Here is a 23,261-nt window from a genome sequence, read left to right on the forward strand (position 1 = left end):
GTCATTCGTCATCGGCGCTCTGGCCGGCACTGTCGGCGAAGTTCAGGCCGTGTTTGCGCAGTTTGTCGTGCAAGGTTTTGCGCGGTACGCCCAGGGCTTCGGCGAGGCTGCGCACAGAGCTGTGGGGGCGGGTCAGTTCGGCGGCGATCAGGCTTTTTTCGAACTGTTCGACTTGCTCGCTCAGGCCTCCGGGTGTGGAGGTCAGCACACCGGCCGCGGGGTGGTCCTGGGTGTTATCCAGGGCCAACTCCAGGCCGAGGGCGAAACGCTCCGCGGCGTTTTGCAGTTCCCGCACATTGCCTGGCCAGCTGTGGCGCAGCAACAGCGCGCGCTGGCCCGGTTGCAGTTCGTGCAAGGGCAGGCCGTGGCGGCTGCTGGCCTCGTCGGCGAAGTGCTGGAACAGCATCAGCGCATCTTCACCCCGTTCCCGTAGCGGGGGAATGCGCAGCGGCGCCACATTGAGGCGGTAATACAAGTCGGCACGGAAACGGCCCTGGTCGGCGGCCTGGCGCAGGTCTTCCTTGGTGGCGGCGATAATGCGGATATCCAGCGGGATCAACTGATTGCCACCCAGGCGTTCCACGACGCGCTCCTGTAAAAGGCGCAGCAACTTGACCTGTACATCCAGGCTCATGCTTTCAATTTCATCCAGAAACAGCGTGCCGCCATTGGCAAACTCGAACTTGCCGATGCGGCGCTTTTGCGCGCCGGTAAACGCGCCGGGTTCATGGCCGAACAGTTCGCTTTCCACCACCGATTCCGCCAGCGCCCCGGCGTTGATCGCCACAAACGGGCCGCTGCGTCGGCTTGAGAGGTCGTGCAGGGCGCGGGCGACGACCTCCTTGCCTGCTCCGGTTTCGCCGAGGATCAGCACATCGGCCTTGGTCGCGGCCAGTGCACCGATTTGCTCGCGCAGGCGCAACATCTGTGGCGAGTGCCCTACCAGGCGCGTACTGAGTTGCTGGCGGTCGCTGAGAGCCAGGCGCAGGCTGCGGTTGTCCAGCACCAGCCGGCGCAGGGCCAGGGCACGGCGCACGCTGTCGAGCAGCGCGTCGCTGGCGAAGGGTTTTTCCAGGAAGTCATAGGCGCCGGCACGCATGGCTTGCACCGCCAGCGGTACGTCGCCGTGGCCGGTGATCAGCAGCACCGGCAGGTCGGGGTCCTGGCCGTGCAGTTCAGCCAGCAGTTCCAGGCCGTCCATGCCGGGCATGCGAATGTCGCTGACTACCACGCCCGGCCAGTCGCGGGACAGGCGTGCGGTGAGCCCGTTGGCTTCTCCCAGGGGCAGGACTTTCAGGCCGGCCAGGTCCAGGGTCTGGCACAGGGCCTGACGCAGGTGTGGATCGTCGTCGATCAATACCACCTGAATCGAGTTGTCGATACTCATACACTGCGGTCCTCGGACGGTTGCAGACTGACGCCCGGCGAGCCGGCGCGCAATTTCAAGGTTAACAGCGCGCCGCCCTCCTTGTGGTTGGCGAACAACAGTTCGCCGCCGAAGGCGCGCATCAGGGTGTCGCAGATCGCCAGGCCCAGGCCCAGGCCCTGGGTGCGCGTCTTGGTGGTGTAGAACGGCTCGCTGGCGCGGCCCAGGGCTTCCATGCAAAAGCCCGGGCCATTGTCGCGAATGTACAGGTTGACGCCCAGGGGCGTGGTTTCGGCACTCAGCCAGAGTCTGCGTGGCGGGCCTTTTTCGGTGAGGGCGTCCAGAGCATTGGCCAGCAAGTTACCCAGCACCTGGCGCAGACGGGTTTCACCGGCCTGCACCCACAAGGTCGCCTCTGGCAAGTCGCGAATCAACTCCACCTCCATCGAACGCCGACGCTTGGCCAGTAATGCCAGGGCGTCATCCAGTGCCGGTTGCAGGGCCACGCTCTCCGGCGCGTGACGGTCACGGCGGGCGAAGGCACGCAAGTGGGCGATGATCGAGGCCATGCGCCCGGTCAATTCACTGATCAGCTTGAGGTTGCCGCGGGCATCGTTGGTGCGCTCATGGTCGAGCAGGATCTCGGCGTTTTCGGCATAGCTGCGAATCGCCGCCAGTGGCTGATTCAGTTCATGGCTGATACTCGCCGACATGGTGCCCAGCGCCGAGAGTTTACCGGCCTGAACCAGATCATCCTGGGCGCGCACCAGTTCTTGCTGGGCATGCTCGCGCTCCAGCACTTCCTGTTTAAGGCGCCGGTTAAGGCCCTCCAGGTCGCTGGTACGCTCGGCCACGCGCATTTCCAACTCGCGGCGGGCCTTGGCTTCGAAGGCGATGCGTTCCAGATAGTGCCGGCGGCGCTGCATCAGCAACCCCAGCAACAGCATCAGCACCAACAACGTGGCACCGCCCACGGCGACGACCGTGCGCACCGGGCGGTTGATCAGCGAGCGCGGCGCGAGGATTTCCACGTTCCAGCCGGTCTCGGCGATAGCCGTGGACTGGCGCAGCCAAGCGCTGCTGCTGAGGCTCAACGGCTGCGGGTCGCGGGTGGGGTAGGGCTGGATAGCAATGATGGCCTGGCGTTCTTCGGCGGTCAGTGGCCGCGTGGCGCGGAATCGCCATTGCGGTCGCGAAGTGAGGATCACCACGCCGTTGTGGTCGGTGACCAGCAATTGTTCCGGGGTATTGCCCCACAGACTTTCGGTGTGGTCCAGGTCGACTTTCACCACCAGCACGCCGATGACGGTATCGCCGTCACGCACCGCGGCGGCGAAGAAGTAGCCGCGCTTGGCCGAGGTGGTGCCCAGGCCGAAGAACCGTCCGAGGCGCCCGGCCATGGCTTCGCTGAAATACGGACGGAAGGAAAAGTTGCGCCCCACAAAGCTGTCTTGCTTGTCCCAGTTGGACGCGGCGAGGGTCTTGCCGGTGGTGTCCATCAGATACATCACCTCTACCCCGGCCTGGGCGGCGACGTCCTTGAGCAACTGGTTGGCATTGACCAGGTGGGTGCTGACGTGGGGCGCGCCCAATGCAGTGCGCAGGGCCGGTAAGTCCCCGAGGATCTGCGGCAGTATTTCGTAGCGATGCAGGGTGCCCAGCAAGTTGGCGACGTAGAGGTCGAGGGTCTGGCGGTTTTGCCCGGCCAGCTCGCTGCGGTAATAGCGCTCGGCCAAATGCTCCAGCGGCCACAACAGCGGTGCCAGGCACAGAGCCAGCAGGGCGAGGCTGCGCCAGCGGGGTCTTCGCGGAAGGGGTGGGGTCATGGAAGTCGCGCCTGTGGGTACAGGCGCATTATGCCTAGTGCTGCTGTGCAAGACACTCGCGCAATGCGTCTTGCCACTGGGGCTGGCTGACGTGCCATTGCTGTTGCAGGCGGGTGCAGTCCAGGCGCGAGTTCAGCGGGCGCTTGGCGGGGGTCGGGTAGGCGCTGGAAGGGATCGGCTCCAGCTCGGCGCAGGCCTTGCCCTCGGCGCGCAGTTGCTCGCCAATGGCTTGGGCAAAGCCGAACCATGAAGTCTCACCCTGGGCAGTGAGGTGGTAAACACCCCAATCCCCTGCCTTACCGGCCTGCCACTGCTCGATCAGCACGCGGGTGCTGTTGGCGATAGTCCCGGCCCAGGTCGGCGCACCGATCTGGTCGGCCACGATGCGCATCTGCGGTTTTTCCTGCAGGAGGCGCTGCATGGTCAGCAGGAAGTTCTTGCCGTGGCTCGAATAGACCCAACTGGTGCGCAAGATCAGGTACTCGCCGCCTGCAGCCGCAATCGCCTGCTCGCCCGCCAGCTTGCTCTGGCCGTACACACCCAATGGGTTCGGCGTGTCGCTTTCGGTGTACGGGGCAGGTTTGGTGCCGTCGAACACGTAGTCGGTCGAGTAGTGAATCAGCGGGATACCCAACGCCTTGGCCTCTTCGGCGAGGATGCCGGGGGCGATGGCATTGATGGCGAACGCAGCGTCCGGCTCGCTCTCGGCCAGATCGACGGCGGTGTGGGCCGCCGCGTTGATGATCAGGTCAGGGCGATGGGTGCGTACTTGCTGGCGGATAAGGTCTGCGTCTGCCAGGTCAAGCTGGTCGCGGCCCAGGATGAGGAGTTCGCCCAGGCCCTTGAGCCGCTGTTGCAGCTCCTGGGAGACTTGGCCGTGTTGGCCGGTGATGAGGATTTTCATGGGAACAAGTCAGCTTCCATCAGCAGTTTGCCGACCTGATCCTTGGCGGAGAGTTGCGGCGGTTCGGCCAGCTCCCAGTCGATGGCCAGCGTCGGGTCATTCCAGAGAATGCTGCGCTCGGCGCTTGGCTGGTAGTAGTCGGTGGTTTTGTACAGGAACTCTGCGTACTCACTCAACACCACGAAACCATGGGCGAAGCCTTCCGGCACCCAGAGTTGGCGATGGTTCTGTGCCGACAAGCGGACACCCACCCACTGGCCAAAGTTGGGTGAGCTGCGACGGATGTCGACCGCTACGTCCAACACTTCACCGTAGGTAACACGTACCAGCTTGCCTTGAGTGTGTTCAAGCTGATAGTGCAAACCTCGCAGCACGCCTTTTTGCGAGCGTGAGTGATTGTCCTGTACGAAATTACGCTTGAGCCCGGTGGCTGCTTCAAAGGCGCGCGCATTGAAGCTTTCGTAGAAGAAACCGCGTTCGTCGCCGAATACCTTTGGCTCGAGGATCAGTACGCCGGGTAGTGTGGTTTCAACTACATTCACTGGGTCTCTCCGGCAAGCGAGTAGAGGTATTGGCCGTAGCCGGTCTTGCCAAAGTACTTGGCGCGCTCCAGCAGATAATCACGATCGATCCAGCCATTTTCATAGGCGATCTCTTCCAGGCATGCCACTTTCAAGCCCTGGCGGTGCTCGATGGTCTGAACGTAGGTCGAGGCTTCCAGCAGGCTGTCATGGGTGCCGGTGTCGAGCCAGGCGAACCCACGGCCGAAGCGTTCAACGTGAAGATCGCCACGCTGAAGGTAGGCATTGTTGACGTCGGTGATCTCCAGCTCGCCGCGTGGCGAAGGCTTGACCGCCTTGGCGATCTTGATCACGTCGTTGTCGTAGAAGTACAGGCCGGTCACGGCATACGGTGACTTGGGCTTTGCCGGTTTTTCTTCGATGGAAAGGGCGCGGCCCTCTTTATCGAAATCAATCACACCGAAGCGCTCCGGGTCTTTCACCCAATAGCCGAAAACAGTAGCGCCCGAGGAGCGCTCGGCTGCGGTGCGTAACTGATCGCCAAAATGCTGGCCGTGGAAGATGTTGTCCCCCAGAATCAGGCACACCGCGTCATCACCGATGAACTCTTCGCCAATGATAAATGCTTGAGCCAGCCCGTCCGGGGAAGGCTGTTCGGCATACGTGAAACGCACGCCAAACTGGCTGCCGTCTCCCAGCAGGTTTCGGTACTGCGGTAGGTCTACCGGAGTGGAGATCACCAGAATGTCCTTGATGCCTGCGAGCATCAGCACGGATATCGGGTAGTAGATCATCGGCTTGTCATACACCGGCAACAGCTGTTTGGACACTCCCAACGTAATGGGGTGTAGGCGAGTGCCGGAGCCGCCAGCCAATACAATTCCCTTCATCATGCGATTAGATCCTTCAAGTCGGTGTTGCCCAATCGTTCTCCCTGATAACTGCCGTCCTGGACCCTGCTGCACCATTCCAGATTATCGAGGTACCACTGTACGGTTTTGCGCAGGCCGGTCTCGAAGGTTTCTTCCGGGACCCAGCCCAGTTCGCGTTCGATCTTGCTGGCGTCGATGGCGTAGCGTTGGTCGTGGCCTGGGCGATCCTTGACGAAGGTGATCAGGTCAGTGAATTTCTCCACACCGGCTGGGCGTTGCGGCGCCAGTTCTTCCAGCAGGGCGCAGATGCCACGTACCACGTCGATGTTCTTCTGTTCGTTGTGGCCGCCGATATTGTAGGTTTCGCCCACAACCCCAGTGGTGACCACTGTGAGCAGCGCACGGGCATGATCCTCGACGAACAGCCAGTCACGCACCTGCAGACCATCGCCATACACCGGCAGTGGCTTGCCCGCCAGGGCGTTGAGAATCACCAGCGGGATCAATTTTTCGGGGAAATGGAACGGCCCGTAATTGTTCGAGCAGTTGGTCAACAGCACCGGCAGGCCATAGGTGCGCTGCCAGGCGCGTACCAGGTGGTCGGACGCTGCCTTGCTCGCGGAATACGGCGAGCTCGGTGCGTAAGGCGTGGTCTCGGTGAAGAGGTCGTCCACGCCGTGCAGGTCGCCATACACCTCATCAGTGGAGATGTGGTGGAAACGGAATGCGCTTTTTGCCGGCTCTGCCAGCTTCTGCCAATAGGCTCGCGTGGCTTCCAGCAGGCTGTAGGTGCCAACGATGTTGGTCTGGATAAAATCCGACGGGCCGTCAATGGAGCGGTCGACATGGGACTCGGCCGCCAAGTGCATGATCGCATCGGGTTCGAAGCGTGCGAGCAAGGCGCTGACGGTGGCCTGGTCGATGATATCGGCCTGGACAAACTCATAGCGGCTGTTGGACGCGATGCTGGTCAGCGACTCGAGGTTGCCGGCGTAAGTCAGCTTGTCCAGGTTGAGCACCTCGTGCTCGGTGTGCTGGATCAGGTGGCGGATCAGGGCTGAGCCGATAAAGCCAGCGCCGCCAGTAACGAGAATGCGCATATCGGAGGGCCCTTTCCTTAGATAGACATTATGCGGATGAAGCATAGCTTGAGTGGTGCGAGCCGGGTGGTGCAAGCGCTGTATTACTGGGGGGTTGCCTTGTGCCCCTGAACAATGGCGATATAGACGCCTGAAAAAACAAAGGTCGTCACAATGTCGTTAGCCACGTTGACCCACCGTGCCAGCTTGCCTTGCCCACAAGTAACCCCCGAGCAAGCAGCATGCCTGCTCGAGCGGCACTATGGTATGGCGGGCAAATTACACTCATTGGGCAGTCAGCAAGACCTCAACTATCGAATTGACAGCACGCGGGGCCGCTTCGTTTTGAAAATCTGCCGGGGTGACTACGCCGCGGTTGAACTTCAAGCCCAACACGCAGCGCTCAACAGCCTGGGCGCGCATGCCGGCCTGCGTGTTCCCAAGGTCATCCAGACCTTGGCGGGTGAGGAGTTGCTGACGGTCAACGTCGATGACCAAACCCTGCACCTGCGGCTACTGGACTACATCGACGGCCAGCCCCTGACGCATTTACCCCACCTGAGCCGCACCGTGATCGAAGGCTTTGGTGAGCTGTGCGGGCAGATGAGCCTCGCGCTGGCAGGTTTCGAGCACCCTGGCCTGGAGCGCACCCTGCAATGGGACCCGCGCCACGCGCAAGCATTGATCACCCACCTGCTGGCAACCTTGCCCGACCTGCCGCAGCGTGCTGCTTTGGAGCAGGTAGCCAGGCAGGTCGAGGCGCATGTCCAGCCGTTGGCGGCACACCTGCCTTGGCAAGCGGTGCACATGGACATCACCGACGACAACGTGATGTGGCAGCGTGATGCCCAGCGGCACTGGCGCATACAAGGCGTGATCGATTTCGGCGATCTGGTGCACACCTGGCGAATTGCCGATCTCTCGGTGACCTGCGCGGCGCTGTTGCACCATGCCGACGGTGATCCGTTTGCTCTCTTGCCGGCGATCCAGGCCTGCCACGCGGTCACGCCGTTGCAGCGCGAAGAGCTGGAGGTGTTGTGGCCGTTGATCGTCGCTCGCGCGGCGGTGTTGGTGCTCAGCAGTGAGCAGCAGCAACGCCTGGACCCGGACAACGTTTATCTAAAGAAAAACGCCGAACACGAGTGGGAAATCTTCCATATCGCCACGTCGGTGCCCTTCGAACTCATGCAAGCGGCTATTCTGCGCAGCGTCGGCAAAACATTACCGCCCGTCGCCAACCAAGACTTCGCGCCTTTATTGCCAGGCTTGGTGGGCCGCGAGTTTGCGCTGATCGACCTGGGCGTACTCAGCCCGCATTTCGAGGCTGGCAATTGGGAGACTCCCGGCATCGATCGGCGCTTGCTGGATCAAGCAGCGACGGTGCATGGGCTGGCGGCCAGTCGTTATGGGCAATACCGCTTGTCGCGCACCCGCCCCGACAGTGCGCTAGAGCCCGAGACCTTCCCCCTGCATGTCGAACTACATCTGCCCCACGGCACGGTGCTGGAAGCACCCTTTGCGGGAATGCTGCGCGAAGGTACCGACGGCTTGCTGTGTTTGCACGACAGCGGCCTGAGCCTGCGCTTGTGGGGCGTGCGCACATCACTCAAGCCGGGCGCAACCTTGGTCAAAGGGCAGGTGCTGGGCGAGGTTCATGCGCCGTTGACTGTGCAGTTGTGCCGCGCCGACCTTGAGCCACCGCTGTTCTGCACACCTTCCCGGGCGTTGGTGTGGCAGGCGTTGTGCCCGTCACCCGCAGCTCTATTGGGCCTGGCCTGTGATGCGGAGCCGGAACTGGACCCAGAAGCCCTGCTGGCCCGGCGTGATGCCAGCTTTGCCCGCTCCCAGAAGCACTACTACGCCGACCCACCGCGTATCGAGCGCGGCTGGCGTAACCACCTGATCGATATGCAGGGCCGATCGTACCTCGACATGCTCAACAACGTGGCCGTGCTGGGCCATGGCCACCCGCGCATGGCTGAAGTGGCGGCTCGGCAGTGGTCGTTGCTCAACACCAACTCGCGGTTTCACTACGCGGCGGTTGCCGAGTTCTCCGAGCGCCTGCTGGCGTTGGCGCCGGAGGGCATGGACCGGGTGTTCCTGGTCAACAGCGGCACCGAGGCCAATGACCTGGCGATTCGTTTGGCCTGGGCCTACAGCGGCGGGCGCGACATGCTCAGTGTGCTGGAGGCCTATCACGGCTGGTCGGTGGCGGCGGATGCCGTGTCCACGTCGATTGCCGATAACCCCCAGGCCTTGAGCAGCCGCCCGGATTGGGTACACCCGGTGACCGCGCCCAATACCTACCGCGGTGAATTCCGCGGGCCGGACAGCGCGCCGGACTATGTACGAAGCGTGGAGCATAACCTGGCGAAAATCGCCGCGAGCCAGCGTCAATTAGCCGGGTTCATCTGTGAGCCGGTGTACGGCAATGCCGGCGGCATCTCCCTGCCACCGGGTTACCTGCAACAGGTGTATGGCCTGGTCCGTGCCCAGGGAGGCGTGTGCATCGCCGATGAAGTGCAGGTGGGTTACGGCCGCATGGGGCATTTCTTCTGGGGGTTTGAACAGCAAGGTGTGGTGCCTGACATCATCACCATGGCCAAAGGCATGGGCAACGGCCAGCCGTTGGGTGCAGTGATCACCCGCCGAGAAATTGCCGAGGCGCTGGAAGCCGAGGGTTACTTCTTCTCCTCATCAGGAGGCAGTCCGGTCAGTTGCCGGATCGGCATGGCGGTGCTGGATGTGATGGAAGAGGAAAAGCTGTGGGAAAACGCCCAACTGGTAGGTGGGCATTTCAAGGCACGGTTGGAGGAATTGATCGATCGCCATCCGCTCGTCGGTGCCGTGCACGGTTCGGGCTTCTATCTGGGCCTTGAACTGGTGCGCGATCGCCAGACCCTCGAACCTGCGACTGCAGAAACCGCCTTGTTGTGTGACCGGCTGCGGGAACTGGGGATTTTCATGCAGCCTACCGGTGATTATCTGAATATCCTCAAAATCAAGCCGCCGATGGTGACGTCCAGACGCAGTGTGGACTTCTTTGTGGACATGCTGTCGAAAGTGCTGGATGAGCAACTGTGATTTATCGATTGTTATCGGCTATTTTTTGCAGACCCGAGCATCTATCATGTTTTTAGTCTGTTAAAGCCGATTTTTATCCATTATAAAGTTGCCCTTGACCCCATTCGGAGCCCTGATCGCCATGACCACCTTGCACAGCACACCTCGCGCCGATGGCTTTCACATGCCTGCCGAATGGGCGCCCCAGACCCAGACCTGGATGATCTGGCCCGAGCGCCCAGACAACTGGCGCCTGGGCGGTAAGCCTGCTCAGGCGGCCCATGTGACGGTGGCCAAGGCCATCGCACGTTTTGAGCCGGTGACCGTCGCGGTCTCCGCCAGCCAGTACGAAAACGCCCGTGCCCGCCTGGACGTACCCAATATCCGCCTGGTGGAAATGTCCAATGACGACGCCTGGGTTCGCGACACCGGCCCCACTTTCGTGATCAACGGCAGTGGAGAAGTACGGGGTGTGAACTGGGACTTCAACGCCTGGGGTGGTTTTGACGGCGGCCTGTATGCACCGTGGAACCGCGATTCCCAGGTGGGAGGCAAGATCCTCGAGATGGAGCGCGCACCGCGTTACCGCACTGAAGGCTTTGTGCTTGAAGGCGGTTCGATTCATGTCGACGGCGAAGGCACCCTGATCACCACCGAAGAATGCCTGTTGAACCGCAACCGCAACCCGCACCTTGATCGTGCGGCCATTGAGGCGGTGCTCAGCGATAACCTGGCGGTAGACAAGATCATCTGGTTGCCGGATGGCCTGTTCAACGACGAAACCGACGGCCATGTGGATAACTTCTGCTGCTACGTGCGCCCGGGCGAAGTGCTGTTGGCCTGGACCGATGACCCGCAAGACCCGAACTACCCACGCTGCCACGCAGCCATGGACGTGCTGCAACGCAGCACCGATGCCCAGGGCCGCTCGTTCATCGTGCATAAAATGCCGATCCCGGGTCCGCTGTATGCCACTGAGGAGGAATGCGCCGGGGTAGACCTGGTTGACGGTAGCCAGGAGCGTAATCCGACCGTGCGGTTGGCCGGTTCCTACGTCAACTTCCTGATCGTCAATGGCGGCATCATCGCGCCGAGTTTCGATGACCCGTTGGACGATCAGGCCAAGCAAATCCTGCAGAACCTGTTCCCACAACATGAAGTGGTGATGGTGCCGGGCCGCGAATTGTTACTGGGCGGGGGCAATATCCATTGCCTGACCCAACAGCAGCCAGCTCCGCAGCGAAAGTGAGTGCAGTTGTAACAGCGCCTTGATGGCGTACGAGCAACGCGCGTTTGCAGTGTTCCCCACAAGCCCGCGACCCAGCCCGGTCGCGGGCTTTTTCATGTCTGCATGCCGGTGAACAGGGCACATTGGCATAGCTCTTGTATCGCTGTGGTTACAGTGGCCCAAGGGGGATGACCGTGCAGTTCTGTCACAAACCTTGAGTAAGTTAGCCGCTCACGCAGCAGGAGAGAGCGCTGAAATGAATGCCGATGTCCACCTGATGAACACGCGTACGTTCCACCCTTTGCGGGTCGACGCAGACGCCATCCATGCGTTGGCCCTTTGGTTGAAGGCGAACGGCTCGCGACAGGCCAGACAAGCGTCTGACTTGCGCAGTGTGATGAGTGAGCGCTACCCGTTGGGGTTGTTCACGGAGGATGAAGTGCAGGCGTTGTGCGAGGTAATGAGCAACTAAAGAACACCTGAAACCAACTGTGGGAGCTGGCTTGCCTGCGATGGCGGTGGTTCAGTTAAACATTCAGTGACTGGCACACCGCTTTCGCGGGCAAGCCCGCTCCCACAGGGATCTGTGCCAGGCGCTGATGTTGTGGGCAATGCCTAACCAGTGTGGGAGCAGGCTTTGGTTCCCATGAGGCGTGTCAGAAGCTGTAGGTACCGGTGACCACCAGGCTTCGCGGCTCGCCTGGTTGAATCTGCGCCGCACTGGTCGCCGAGGCGTAGTAGTTTTTATCAGCGATATTGTTCAATGCTGCCCGCACGTCCCATTCTTTCTGACGGAACCCGGCCAGCGCGTCCCAGCGACCATAACCAGGCAACACCACGGTGTTGAGGTTGTCGGCGTAACGATCGCCCACCAGGGTCAAACCGGTTTCCGCGTACCAGCCCATCTCCGGCTTCCAGGTGATGAACAGGCTGGCGTTGCGCTTGGCCACGTCGCTGATCCGTTTGCCCTCAAACCCGTTGTTGTCCTTCTCGACCTTGGCATCTTGCAGGCCTACGCCGCCGCGCACATACCAGTTGTCGACGATCTTGCCGGTGGCGGTCAGCTCCACGCCGCGTGAGCGCTGTTCGCCGGTGAGCAGGGTAATGGTACGGTCCAGCGGGTCGCTGGTGCGGCGGTTGTAGAGTTCCAGCTCGTACACAGCCAGGGTGGTGCTCAGGCGCTCATCGAACCAGTCGCTCTTCACGCCGATTTCTTTTTGCTTGGTCAACTCCGGGCTCAGGTCGTTGACGTTGCCGGTGGCGTTCGGCGTGATGCCGATCAGGCCGCCGCCTGCTGGGGTGAAAGTCTTGCTCCACGAGGCGTAGAACGAGTGGTGCTCCAGGGGCGTCCACACCAGGCCGACGCGCGGGCTGGTGCTGTGGCTTTTCACGTTCTGTTGGATGTCGAGCAGCTTGTTGGTGGTGTCCACTTCGAAGCGGTCGTAACGCAGCCCGCCCAGCAGTTGCCACTGGTCATTCAGGCGCAGTTGGTCCTGTATGTAGAGGGCGCGGCTTTCGACTTCGGTGTGGTTGTTACTCGACAGTCGCATGCTCCCGGTGTGGCTCAGGCGGCGATTGGGTTGGTTGAGGTCCAGGCTCGGCACCGTCTTGCCATCGCGAGCGGAGTACAGCTTCGGATCACGGCGCTGGCTGCCCAGCTCAATACCGGTGAGCAGGCGGTGTTCCAGGCCAAAGGTGTCGAAACCGCCCTCCAGCTCCACGTTGTTGAACACGTTGCGGGTGGTCAGGTCCTGCTGCCAGTGTTGGCGGCTGACGGTGTTGGTTTTCGGGTCATAGCCGGTCTGGTAGGTATTGTCGAAATCGCTGTCGAGCTTGAACACGCCGAGGGTGTGGCGCAGTTGCCAGTCGGCGTTGAGCTCGTAGGCGAGTCTGGAACGCAGGGACTGGGACTTATCGTCGATGTAATCGCCGTGATCAAAGTAAGTGGTGCTGCGGCTCACATCCGCCGGGCGCCCGTTGACACCAGGAATGCCACGGTCTGGGGTGCGGTTGTAGCGGCTGTATTCGTATTGCACCAGCCAGTTCAGCTCTGGAGTGAGCTGCCAGCTCATCGACGGCGCGAACAACTGGCGGTTGCCGCTGACGCCATCGCGAAAGCTGTTGTTGTCCTGGTTGCCCATGTTCAGGCGCAGGCTGATGTTATCGGTGGGGTCGGTACTCAGGTCGGCATACAGGCTGCGCAAATCGTTGCTGCCGCCTTGGGCTTCGATGCTGGACTTTTGCCCTGGGCTTGGCAGTTTGCTCACCCGGTTGACGATCCCGCCCTGGCCGCCTCGCCCGTAAAGCACGGCGGCCGGTCCCTTGAGCACTTCGATACGCTCGATGTTATGCAGGTCACGTACGTACTGGCTGTCGTCGCGAATGCCATCCAGATAGAAGTCATTGCTGGCGTCGAAACCACGTATGCGCACGCTGTCGAAGCGTGTATCGGCGCCGCTGCTGACGTTGGGGATACCGCTCAATGCCTGGCCCAGCTCGTTGGTGCCATAGGAGCGCAGGCTTTCGGTTTTGACTGAGTCGATCGCCTGGGGCACGTAGCGAACAGCCGTCGCGGTGCGTGTGGCGGTGCTGGTCTCTTTGACCCGTGGGTCGTCTTCGTCTGCTTCCACGCTGATCGAGGTTTCGGGCAAGACCGTGGCCGCACCGGCAAAACCAGCAGACAGCAGGACAGAGAGCCCAAGGGAGAGGGGCGTCAGGCGAGGGGCAGGCATGAGAGTGTATCCAAATGACGTGGCAGGAAAATTGTGCGCGAATGGTAATGCTTTGCATTTGCGCGCGTTATCTATTCCCTAACGCATTGCATGCGGATTTGTTACTTAATGTGTTTCCAAAGGCTGATCAAGGTGTTTTCAACGCTTTCATCCCGCCGCTTTAGCCCGCCGCTTAGACGAATATCGCCTAAATACAGACGATTCACGAAATTGACACATAGTTCAACGCCCGCATAGGATTGCGCCCAACGCCTGTGGCTAACCACCATGACTAAATCCAATAAAAAAGGCCCGCGGCAGTTCAGTCGTCCGCGGGCCTTCTTTTTGCTGGCAAGGTCGACACCAGAAAAGCAACAGGAGCCTGGTGTCACAGCGCGTACTCAACCCGTAATAAGGAATATAAGAAAATGTTGAAGCAACGGATGAGTCTGATCGCTCTGGGGATTTTGAGCGCATCGACAGCAATGGCAAACGACCAGGAGCAATCCAAGGGTTTCGTTGAAGACAGCCACCTGAACATCGCAGCACGTAACGCCTACATCAGCCGTGACTACAAAAACGGCAAGCAGGACAAAGCTGAATGGGGCCAAGGCTTCATCGGCAAGTTCGAGTCCGGCTTCACCCAAGGCACCGTCGGTGTGGGTGTGGATGTGATTGGCCAATACGCTATCCGCCTGGATGGTGGTAAAGGTCGCAGCGGCGCTGGCGGTATCGACTTCTTCAAGCAAGGTGACAGCGGAGAAGCCGCCAACGACCTGGCCAAAGGCGGCGCAGCCGTCAAGGCGCGTATCTCCAACACCGTGATCAAATACGGTCAGCAGATGCCGGCCGTGCCGGTCCTGCAATACGACAACTCGCGTCTGCTGTCGGAAACCTACGAGGGCACCTCGATCGTTTCCAAAGAGATCGCCGGCCTGCAACTGGATGCTGGTCACTTCACCAAGGAAGCTCGCAAGAGCGCCGAGGGCAGCGACAGCGGCCGTTTGAAGAGCATCAACTACATCGGTGGTAGCTACAAATTCACCGAAAGCCTGTCGGCTGCTTTGTACGCCTCCGACATGCAGGACGTGCTGAAGAAGCAATACGTCAACGTCAACTACGTGCTGGCCCTGCCAGAACAACAGTCGCTGACGTTTGACTTCAACGGTTACAAAACCAAGCTGGACCGCAGCTTCGCCCTGGAAAACCAAGGTGATGCGGACGCTCGCGACAACAAGATCTGGAGCCTGGGCGCTACCTGGGCCGTTGGCGCGCACAGCTTCACCCTCGCTCACCAGCGCAGCACCGGTGACACCGGCTACCTGTACGGTGGCTACCGCAACGCTGGCGGCATTGGCGACGGCGGCAATACCATCCTGCTGGCCAACTCCTACTGGTCCGACTTCAACGGCAAGGACGAGCGCTCCTGGCAAGCAGGTTATGGCATCGACTTCGCCACCTTCGGCGTACCGGGCCTGACCTACAACATTGCCTACGTGCGCGGCACCAACATCGACGACGGCACTGGCCGTGGCGATGGCACCGAGCGTGAAATCTGGAACCAGTTCAAGTACGTGGTACAGAGCGGCCCAGCCAAAGACCTGAGCCTGCGTGCCCGTGCCTCGTGGTTGCGCGTTTCCAACAACGCCAGCAACTACAACGTAGGCGGTAACGAAATCCGTCTGTTCGCCGACTACCCGATCAACGTTTTCTAATTGATCAAATGTCGTGCCTGATGCCAGGCGATAAAAAACCCCGACTGGTTCGGGGTTTTTTATTGTCCGCTCGCGGGGGCGTCAGGCTTTGACCGGTGCGAGCTTTTTGCAGTTCTCTTTGCGCGTCGGGTACTGCTCGCATTTGCGCAGCACGCTTTGCACCTGCTGCGCATTCTGCAGTTGCTGGTTGGCCAACAGCTTCTCGGTAATAAACAGTTCCTCCGAGCCCAGGTTGCGTTCCGCCTTGTCGATCATCGCCAGGGCCGATTGCCCGTCACCGCGCTTGAGGTGGTAGCTGATCATCAAGTCATAGGTGGAAGGTCCTGCCAGGGACCAGTCCTTGATCGCCTGCAACTCTTTCACCGCTTCGCTGTTTTTGCCCTGGGCCAGGCGCACGGTATAGGCGGTGCGCCGAATGCTCGGCTGGTCTTTTACCGGCGAGGCCAGGGCCTTGCGGATGAAAGCGTCAGCCTGCGGCACCTTGTTTTTTTCCAGGGCATCAATTGCGAAGTACGCGTCTTTATAGCCCTGCAAAGCCTTCGCCACCTGGGGCGTATTCTTCATTTTCGACCAGCTTTGCGGGTTGACCCGGGCGCGGCGTTCCTGGCGATACTCGCGTTGCAAGTACTGGCGCAGCTCGGTGTCGCGGTCCATCGCCGACATATGTGAGCGGTTGAAGTATTGGCTGGTCGCGGTGATGCCGGTGGTCAAGCCATCCTTGACCAGCACGTCCAGCTCTTTGGTGAACTGGTTGAGATTGAACTGCTGCAGCGAATCCTGCATGGCATTCTTGCGCGCCGTGAGGAACCCCGTGAGCAAGGGCTTCTGCTTGCCCTGGAAGTCGTTGAGGCGCTCCAGACTATGGGTGGCGGCTCGCGGCGCGTAACCGGCACGGATCATCAAGTCGGTGCCCAGCAAGTCGGCCTGGTCTTCCTGGCTGCGGCCCCAGGCGGTGCTCCATACCTGATCGGAAAAGGTATTGGCCAGGGCGGTATACAGCACGGTGTTGCCGATGGTCTTCTGGGTGCCGGCTGGGTCTTTACTGAACAGTTTCATCGTACCGGAGCTGCGGTCCACGCCCGTATCGGCAGCCATGGTGGCCAAGGCGACCGTGGAGGCGACGGTGGTAAACATGTCTTTCTGCTGCTGGAAAGCGGCCATGCGGTCATGGTGATGCAGCAATACGTGGCTCATTTCATGGCCCAGCATCGCGGCGATTTCGTCTTCGCTGGCGACGTTGTCCAGCATGCCCAGCGGCACGAACAGGTTGCCGTAGGGGTCTGCCGACGGCCCGAAGCCATAGCTGTCGGTGATCTTCACCTGCAGCGGCGGCAACTCCCCCGGCCAGCCCTTGGACAAGCGCGTGACGATGCCCTGCAAGTAGCCTTGCAGCATCGGGATATCCACCAGGTTCTGCTGGCGCGCTTCAGCGGCCGGTACCGCACGCCCGTCGTAGCTCAAACGCTGCTGGCTCTGGCGCTGTGGGTCGAGCTTGTAATACTGGCGTACGTCGCTGTTATCCACGTAATGGCCCTGAACCCGGGACTGGGTCGAGGGCCCCACCAGGTTCATAAACGCCTGGTCTGCGCCTTTCAAGGTGGCGCAACCGCTGAGCACCGAACTGGCCAACAGGCTGGCTGCTACTAGATATCCCTTCACCGCAACGCTCCTTTTTATTGATTGCAGCCGGCACCAAAACCGATGGTGGAGTTGTTGCGGCTGTCCTTGGCCTGGCTTTTGGTCAGGCCCTGGCAGGGCAGGTCGACGACGTTCAGCGGGGGCTCGATGCGCAAATCCATGGTGTCCAGCCACACCTTCTGGCCTGCCAGTTCTACCTGCACCAGATCCAGTGCCTGGTTGTACTGCAACACCGGCAGGGGCTGGGTGGGCGCGTCCTTTTTCGCCAGCTCACGTTGTTGCTTGCCCTGCTCGTCCAGCACTGTCACTGGGTCGGCGAGGAACGCCTTGATACTGTGGGTTTCTGCCCAGGCGCCCTGGGTGAAGAGGGCGGCGAGCAAGACGATGAGGCTTCTGTTCATCCTTGGTTTCCTTGAGTCAGATAGCAGAGCGGTGCACTCAGCGATCGCGGTCGAAGAAGGCTTCGATCCGCTCGCTGAACAGCACCAACGACAGCAACACAATGCCCAGTACGTTGACCGGGGTGATGTCATTGAGGCTCAGCAACACACTGACCCCCGCCAACATCGACATCACCAACAGCCACGACGGGCACGGCGAGGTAAAAAACCAGATTTCCTGGCGCCGCCACCGGCTCCAGGGGCGATGGCCCGCCAGGCGACGTGCGTGCAGCGCCTTGAGCACGGCGATCAACGCCAGCAGCCCGAGCTCCAGCAGGTCCAGCCAATTGAACGGCAGGTGGGGGAAATTGGCCGGTTCATGGTCGTAGTCCATGCCCGCATTGATCAGGTTGTCCAGCGCCATGGCGTGCAGGTAAACGCCAGGGAGTTGGCCGTGTACCGGCGACTCCACCAAGTCCCCGGTGGAAGCGATATTGGCGCCCACCAACACCAGGCGGTCGCGCAGTAAGTCGGCGACCAGTGCCTGGTCATCGGGGTCGCTGACCTCCAGGTCACTGGCCGACAACGTCAGCGTATAAGGGCAGCGCGCCTGGGCCGAGTCGTCGAGCTTCCAGAACACCGCCTGAAATAACTGCGCCACCCCATCCAGCAAAAAATGCCGTGCCGGCGCGCAGTGGCGGATATCGGCAATACGTGCCTGCTCGGGCGCCAGCTTCAGCCCCCACTGCACCGCGATGGGCTGGCGCTGCGCAGCGGCTTGCACATCCACCGGCGGCTGCTTGCAGTGCTGCGTGGCACAGAACACTCGATACAGCGACAGGGCGGGAGTTTCCATCAGCCCTGCATGTGTGCGCATCGCCAGTGGATACTTGTCATCCACCCCTTCCCATACAACCAGCGCCGGCTGGCTCACCTGCATGAACGGCGCCAGCGTATTCGCCTGGCCCGCCTCTGCCCGAGTCAACCCAGTATTGGCCAGCCACAATGGGATGCGTTGGCGTTGATAACGCTCAAACACATTCGCCAGCAACTGGCTGCCCCGCGTCGGGTCGCCAAACGAGTGGTCGTGGCTATAAAGCAAATCCACAAACACCGCCTGGGGCTTGTACGCCAGCAAGCGCTTGAACAACTTGCTCTGCTCGCCATAGGGCATGGGCCACGAACTGTTATTGCGCATCAGGTAGGCATCATCGATCAACACCACCGCCACCCGCTGCTGCCCAAGGCTCGGGTAGTGACTGGCGAACATACGATTGAGCCACTGCGCCGACGCCTTGTCGCTGGAACTGGCCAGGCCGAAAGGATCAAGAATCGCCAGCAACACGATGATGACCGCCAGCCAATAGCGGCGGTATTTGAACAGCGGGGGTTTGGACAACATCCATGTCTCGATAAAAACGCAAGCAAGGCGGGGTTTTTAACGGAGTGGGGAGGGGGTGTCAATTGGAAAAGTGGCTAAGTGCCATATCGCTATGGGCGCATGGGTTGTCATTCGTAAAAAGCCCTGGCCTATCCTGGCCAGGGCTTTGCGCTGTGGGCGCCGGGCTTGCCCGCGATGAAATCAGCCCGCGTCCCGCACGAGTTCTTGCCGATGACTCGTCGCATCTCCCCTGAGCGCTCGCGGGAGTGGCACCGGGTTCTCTGACTCAGGCATGATGTGAACCTGAGCCAACGGAGAGGCGCTATGGGCAGTCACGATAACCCAGCGGTTTCACTGGCCCTTCGTTCGTATTCGGGCCAAGTCGAATTGCACGATCACGACTTTCATCAGCTCGTGCTGCCGCAGTCCGGCTCCATGGACATCGAAGTCGACGGTCGGGCCGGCAAGGTCGACTGGAGTCAGGGCGTGGTAATTCCTGCCGGTGCTCGCCATGCGTTTCTGGCGCAAAAGGCCAATATCTTTCTGGTACTCGACGTGCCGGCCACGACGTTCGGCGGGCCCAAGAATCTCGACCTGTCGACCAGACTCCAGGCCGACAAACGCTTTTTCCCAGTAGGCCCGGAAATCCGCCATTTACTCGAATACGCCAGCCGCAGCGCGCCCTTGCTGACCAGTTCACCTCAGGTGGCAGAGTCCTGGAGTACTTTGCTGCTGTCTTCGCTGACGCTGCCGCCCGGAATCATCCCTGAGCATGGTCAGTTCACCCTGGCACGGGCACTCGCTTACATTGAAAGCCATCTGGACAGCCGGCTTAGCGCCACCGAGATTGCACGGGTGGCAGGCACCAGCGAGCGGCAACTCTACGTGCTGTTCGCTCGGCATTTGAATAGCACGCCTTTTGCGCATATCGCCACCTTGCGTCTCAACCGTGCCATCGACTTGCTGTGCGAAACCGCGCTGTCGATCACCGAGATCGCCCACCGCGTCGGTTATGCCGATCAAAGTGCACTCACCCACGCCCTGAAAAAGAACCGCGACCTGACCCCGGCCACGGTGCGACGAAGTTCGCGGGTAAGGTGAATCCGGCAGGCCTGAACAAATCTTCAGCAGTGCTCATCAATACCCGCCCGGCCGGACCTTTCTATGATTGCCCCACCGACAAGGATAAATCAGACGGGGCGTAGATGACCGAAGTGACGCACACTGCCAAAACACAGGTGTCTGTCAGAGCCGCAGCCTCGGCCACCGCCATCGGCGTGATCGCGGTGTTTCTGTGGTCATGCCTGGCGTTGCTGACCAGCCTCACCGAAGGCATTCCACCCTTCCAACTGCTGACCCTGAGTTTTGCCGTCGCGTTTGTAGCGAGCCTGTGCATCCTTGGCCGCAACGGCATGGCGGGGTTTCGCAGCTGGCGTCAGCCCTGGTCGGTATGGGCGGTCGGTTTTCTAGGGATATTCGCCTACCACGCGCTGTATTTTTTCGCCCTCAAGGCTGCCCCGGTTGCCGAGGCGAGCCTGATCGCCTACCTGTGGCCACTGTTGATTGTGCTGCTCTCGGCCTTCAGCGCGGGGGAACGGCTGCGCAAACGCCAGTTACTCGGCGCGCTGCTGGGGTTGGCCGGTACGGCGTTCATCATGCAACAGCGCGCCTCGGATGAAGCCGCCGCCATGCCGGTAGCCGGCTACCTGGCCGCCTTCGCCTGCGCGCTGGTCTGGTCGTCCTATTCGGTGATCAACCGCCGTTTCAGTGACGTGCCAAGCAGCATCATTGGTGGCATCTGTGGCCTCGTCGCAGTGGCCGGCCTGGTCTGCCATCTGGCGTTTGAAACCGCGGTCATTCCAAGCGCCGGGCAATGGGCGGCCATCGTCGGCCTTGGCCTGGGGCCGGTGGGCCTGGCGTTTTTCGCCTGGGACCACGCCACCAAGCACGGCAGCCTGGCGATGCTCGGCGCTCTCTCCTATCTGGCCCCCCTGATCTCGACCCTGCTGCTGGTGGCCATAGGGCAAAGCCATGCCAGCCCGATCCTGATTATTCCCACACTGCTGATTATCGTTGGCGCTGTTATCGCCACCTCGAAAACAGGCCAGCCCAACGCCGACATCACTGTTGTAAAGGAGCTTTGAGATGGACCTGATTGCCTCTGAAGGCGCCACAAGAATTGAACGCGACCTGCCACGATTCAGCGTGGCGCCCACTCGTCCTGCCCTCCAGCATCTGGGACTACCGTCATTGAAGTCCAGCCGCAGCGGCATTCGCCGCCGCGCAAATGGCGAAGCGCCACGTGTGTTGCTGTTCGTGCCGCCTTACACGCGGCTGATTGAGCCGGTACCGCTGGGCAGCGCATTTGCCGACATCGGCATCGACACGTTCGAAGTAATGAAACGCGCCGGCACGCCCATTGGCCTGTTGCGCATCGCCACGGTGGCCAAGCGCGCCGGCTACGAGGTGCAGATCGTCGACGCGCCATTCGCCGGCTGGTCCCAGGAAAACACTCTGGTGAACGTCGATCAGGGCCATTTGGTCCGCTATGGCCTCACCGATGTGCAAATGCGCAAGATCATCGAAGATGCACAACCGGACATCGTCGGCATCCAGTGCAACTACACCGTGCAATGGGGCAACGCCCGGGCGCTGGCCGACCTGGTGAAATCCATCGATCCAAATTTGCTGCTGGTGACGGGCGGTGCCCATTCCAGCGGTGACTGGCAGAATGCCTTGCTGGACTCGCCTTTCGATTTCACCCTGATCAACGAAGCGGATCGCGCCTTCACGCTGCTGCTCGACGCGGTCACCCATGAAGGCGGCAATGTCGACGCGGTGCCGGGCATTGCCTATCGCAGCTACAGTGGCCAACTAGTTCGACCGACGCGCAAATCCAGCTACTTGAGCATTGTCCCGGCCCGGCAGGATCTGGATGAGCGGCTGGGCGTCATGCCGTTGCCGGATTTCAGTTTCCTGAACATGAACAACTACTTGCAGCCCTATCATTCCTCCGGTGCGCGGGTGCGCAAGACCGGCGCCTGGGCGCAGATCTTTTCCACCATAGGCTGCAACGTCAATTGCAACTTCTGCTATATCCCCAAAATCAACGGCCCCTGGCGGGCATTGGGGCTGGACTGGTTCGACCTGCATCTGGCGGATTTGGTCAAACAAGGCGTGACCGAAGTGTTGATCGAAGACGATCACTTGATGCATGACCCGCTGTACGCTATGGAGGTCGGCAAGCTGTTGAAGAAACACCATTTGCCGTGGGTCGAGGAAGGTGGGCTGAGCCTGTTCAATCTGGTGCTGCTGCACAAGGGCGAGCGATTTCTGACGGAACTTGATGAGCAGGAACTCAAAAGCCCGCACTACCGCAACGTCATCGCTGCCATTCGCGGCGGTCTCACGGCGAAGACGTTTATCCGTTCAATCGCCGACAACGGTTGCTACAACATTTACCTTGCGGTGGAGAGCGCCAACGAAGAGAGCCTGGTGAACTCCAACAAGTCGCGTTTCAACGCGATTCAGCAGGCAACCTTTGAGATCATCCAGATGTTTACCGAGTGCGGAATTCAGGTGACGGGCGGCTTCATGCTCGGCTTCGTCAACCCGCCGGCCTCGGCTGCCGAACAGCCGTTCATCGAAAGCCTGGGGCAAATCGGTAATACCATTGATTATGCCGTCAGCCTTATGGGCGCAGGCATGGCCTACGCCAACCCGTTTATCGTGACCCCGATTCCGGGCACCGAGATGTGGGCATACCAACAGCAGTATGTGGTCCGTCACTACGACAATGGCTGGTCTCACGAAAAAGCCACCATGGCCACCGAGCAATGGAGTGCCGAGGACATCGAAAAAGCCCGTATGGAATTGCTGGTACGCGCCAATGGTGCTGATCGGGTGCGGGAAATGGTGCGGCGCGGAACGTGGCCAGTGGATGTCTGATTTTTTACACAGCCCTACTCGTTCAATGACTTCGAGCGAGTAGCCAAACAACCTCACACGTCAATTGAGCCACTTACACCATCAGCCTGCTTCTGACCGGTTTTTGACCTTCATCTATAGGTTGAATTTTCCTAAGCGAAGAGTGAGCAAATGCGCGGTCAGTAGCCAGTAATAGCGCGTCGATTCAGCATGCTGGTTCACGTGACGGTTTAGAAACCATGCGAGATGCTTTCGCTGCCAGGTCCATGGATTATCTTCGTGCAAGCGATTAGAGATCTCCGCTTGAATGGTCTTTGCTTGGCGTAGGTGACGTTCGCGAATGGCATGCGACCCGGTGAGAAGATCCGCCAGGAACAGCGCCATGTCGAATGTTTTGCTCGTGCTCGATCATCGTTATAAGCCGATACCACGTCGAGACGACCATGCCCCAGTTCGTCGCTGATTTGTGTGCAGGCCTGCTGATGAAGGATGGGCGGGCAGGGCGGACGATTGCCCGTGAAAATCGAGGTGGTTTTCGGCTGGTATCCATAAGATTTTGGCGGAATCCGACGGAATGTCAAAACGAAAAAACCCGCCAGAAGGCGGGTTTTTCGGGGGTTCCAGAGATTTTGAAAGCTTTCTTTGGAACC

The 23,261-nt window shown here is 60.5% G+C and carries 17 protein-coding genes; 7 read left to right on the plus strand and 10 right to left on the minus strand.

Annotation, left to right across the window (positions count from 1 at the left end; all coding sequences use genetic code 11):
* Window position 1: 1 nt before the first annotated feature.
* The 6 genes from ACP7CZ_RS08450 to rfbB are packed head-to-tail and all read right to left on the minus strand — an operon-like array spanning window position 2 to window position 6,589.
* Window positions 2-1,387: a sigma-54-dependent transcriptional regulator gene (locus ACP7CZ_RS08450; RefSeq protein WP_034125509.1), complete on the minus strand. Its 1,386-nt coding sequence runs from the start codon at window positions 1,385-1,387 to the stop codon at window positions 2-4.
* The gene (locus ACP7CZ_RS08455; RefSeq protein ID WP_259038105.1) at window positions 1,384-3,192 is read right to left on the minus strand and encodes a sensor histidine kinase; all 1,809 of its coding nucleotides are present in this window, start codon (window positions 3,190-3,192) and stop codon (window positions 1,384-1,386) included. The genes ACP7CZ_RS08450 and ACP7CZ_RS08455 overlap by 4 nt, the downstream gene beginning before the upstream one ends.
* A 34-nt stretch (window positions 3,193-3,226) precedes the next feature.
* On the minus strand, window positions 3,227-4,096 hold the full coding sequence (gene rfbD / locus ACP7CZ_RS08460; RefSeq protein WP_259038106.1) for a dTDP-4-dehydrorhamnose reductase: 870 nt from the start codon (window positions 4,094-4,096) through the stop codon (window positions 3,227-3,229).
* Window positions 4,093-4,638 carry a dTDP-4-dehydrorhamnose 3,5-epimerase gene (gene rfbC / locus ACP7CZ_RS08465; RefSeq protein ID WP_047712353.1) on the minus strand — a complete coding sequence of 182 codons (546 nt, stop codon included), beginning with the start codon at window positions 4,636-4,638 and terminating at the stop codon, window positions 4,093-4,095. The genes rfbD and rfbC overlap by 4 nt, the downstream gene beginning before the upstream one ends.
* Entirely contained in the window at window positions 4,635-5,510 is an 876-nt protein-coding gene (gene rfbA, locus ACP7CZ_RS08470) for a glucose-1-phosphate thymidylyltransferase RfbA (RefSeq protein ID WP_003187717.1), read from the minus strand. The genes rfbC and rfbA overlap by 4 nt, the downstream gene beginning before the upstream one ends.
* On the minus strand, window positions 5,507-6,589 hold the full coding sequence (rfbB, locus tag ACP7CZ_RS08475; RefSeq protein ID WP_054896641.1) for a dTDP-glucose 4,6-dehydratase: 1,083 nt from the start codon (window positions 6,587-6,589) through the stop codon (window positions 5,507-5,509). Before rfbB ends, rfbA begins: the two co-directional genes overlap by 4 nt.
* Window positions 6,590-6,742: 153 nt before the next feature.
* Between rfbB and ACP7CZ_RS08480 the strand changes: the two genes are divergently transcribed.
* From ACP7CZ_RS08480 to ACP7CZ_RS08490, 3 genes are all read left to right on the plus strand, one after another.
* Window positions 6,743-9,652 carry an aminotransferase gene (locus tag ACP7CZ_RS08480; protein WP_259038107.1) on the plus strand — a complete coding sequence of 970 codons (2,910 nt, stop codon included), beginning with the start codon at window positions 6,743-6,745 and terminating at the stop codon, window positions 9,650-9,652.
* Between the two features lie 121 nt (window positions 9,653-9,773).
* Window positions 9,774-10,880, plus strand: coding sequence for an agmatine deiminase (gene aguA / locus ACP7CZ_RS08485; RefSeq protein WP_054896639.1), 1,107 nt, complete (start codon window positions 9,774-9,776; stop codon window positions 10,878-10,880).
* Window positions 10,881-11,115: 235 nt separating this feature from the next.
* Window positions 11,116-11,331 carry a hypothetical protein gene (locus ACP7CZ_RS08490; RefSeq protein WP_054896638.1) on the plus strand — a complete coding sequence of 72 codons (216 nt, stop codon included), beginning with the start codon at window positions 11,116-11,118 and terminating at the stop codon, window positions 11,329-11,331.
* A gap of 184 nt (window positions 11,332-11,515) precedes the next feature.
* Here ACP7CZ_RS08490 and ACP7CZ_RS08495 read toward each other — a convergent pair whose 3' ends face one another.
* Window positions 11,516-13,591, minus strand: coding sequence for a TonB-dependent receptor (locus tag ACP7CZ_RS08495; RefSeq protein WP_054896637.1), 2,076 nt, complete (start codon window positions 13,589-13,591; stop codon window positions 11,516-11,518).
* A 407-nt stretch (window positions 13,592-13,998) separates the two neighbouring features.
* Here ACP7CZ_RS08495 and ACP7CZ_RS08500 point away from each other — a divergent pair, with 407 nt between their 5' ends.
* Window positions 13,999-15,285: an OprD family porin gene (locus ACP7CZ_RS08500; protein WP_034125518.1), complete on the plus strand. Its 1,287-nt coding sequence runs from the start codon at window positions 13,999-14,001 to the stop codon at window positions 15,283-15,285.
* A gap of 81 nt (window positions 15,286-15,366) precedes the next feature.
* Here ACP7CZ_RS08500 and ACP7CZ_RS08505 read toward each other — a convergent pair whose 3' ends face one another.
* From ACP7CZ_RS08505 to ACP7CZ_RS08515, 3 genes are read right to left on the minus strand one after another with little or no spacing between them, the layout of a single operon-like run.
* Complete coding sequence (locus tag ACP7CZ_RS08505; RefSeq protein WP_034125519.1) at window positions 15,367-16,944, minus strand: M48 family metallopeptidase; 1,578 nt, start codon at window positions 16,942-16,944, stop codon at window positions 15,367-15,369.
* A 14-nt stretch (window positions 16,945-16,958) separates the two neighbouring features.
* Window positions 16,959-17,324: a hypothetical protein gene (locus ACP7CZ_RS08510; protein WP_014716500.1), complete on the minus strand. Its 366-nt coding sequence runs from the start codon at window positions 17,322-17,324 to the stop codon at window positions 16,959-16,961.
* Window positions 17,325-17,361: 37 nt separating this feature from the next.
* Window positions 17,362-18,705 carry a CHASE2 domain-containing protein gene (locus tag ACP7CZ_RS08515; protein WP_262020057.1) on the minus strand — a complete coding sequence of 448 codons (1,344 nt, stop codon included), beginning with the start codon at window positions 18,703-18,705 and terminating at the stop codon, window positions 17,362-17,364.
* A 303-nt stretch (window positions 18,706-19,008) separates the two neighbouring features.
* On the opposite strand from ACP7CZ_RS08515, the gene ACP7CZ_RS08520 reads away from it, so the two are divergent.
* From ACP7CZ_RS08520 to ACP7CZ_RS08530, 3 genes are all read left to right on the plus strand, one after another.
* A complete protein-coding gene (locus ACP7CZ_RS08520) occupies window positions 19,009-19,785 on the plus strand; it encodes a helix-turn-helix domain-containing protein (protein WP_054896634.1) in 777 nt (258 codons plus the stop codon).
* A 104-nt stretch (window positions 19,786-19,889) separates the two neighbouring features.
* Entirely contained in the window at window positions 19,890-20,828 is a 939-nt protein-coding gene (locus ACP7CZ_RS08525; protein ID WP_181124541.1) for an aromatic amino acid exporter YddG, read from the plus strand.
* Between the two features lies 1 nt (window position 20,829).
* Window positions 20,830-22,632 carry a B12-binding domain-containing radical SAM protein gene (locus tag ACP7CZ_RS08530; RefSeq protein ID WP_198790446.1) on the plus strand — a complete coding sequence of 601 codons (1,803 nt, stop codon included), beginning with the start codon at window positions 20,830-20,832 and terminating at the stop codon, window positions 22,630-22,632.
* Window positions 22,633-23,261: the final 629 nt, after the last annotated feature.

Origin of the sequence: Pseudomonas sp. DWP2-2, assembly GCF_049897065.1 — a bacterium.
Lineage (GTDB): Bacteria > Pseudomonadota > Gammaproteobacteria > Pseudomonadales > Pseudomonadaceae > Aquipseudomonas > Aquipseudomonas paracarnis.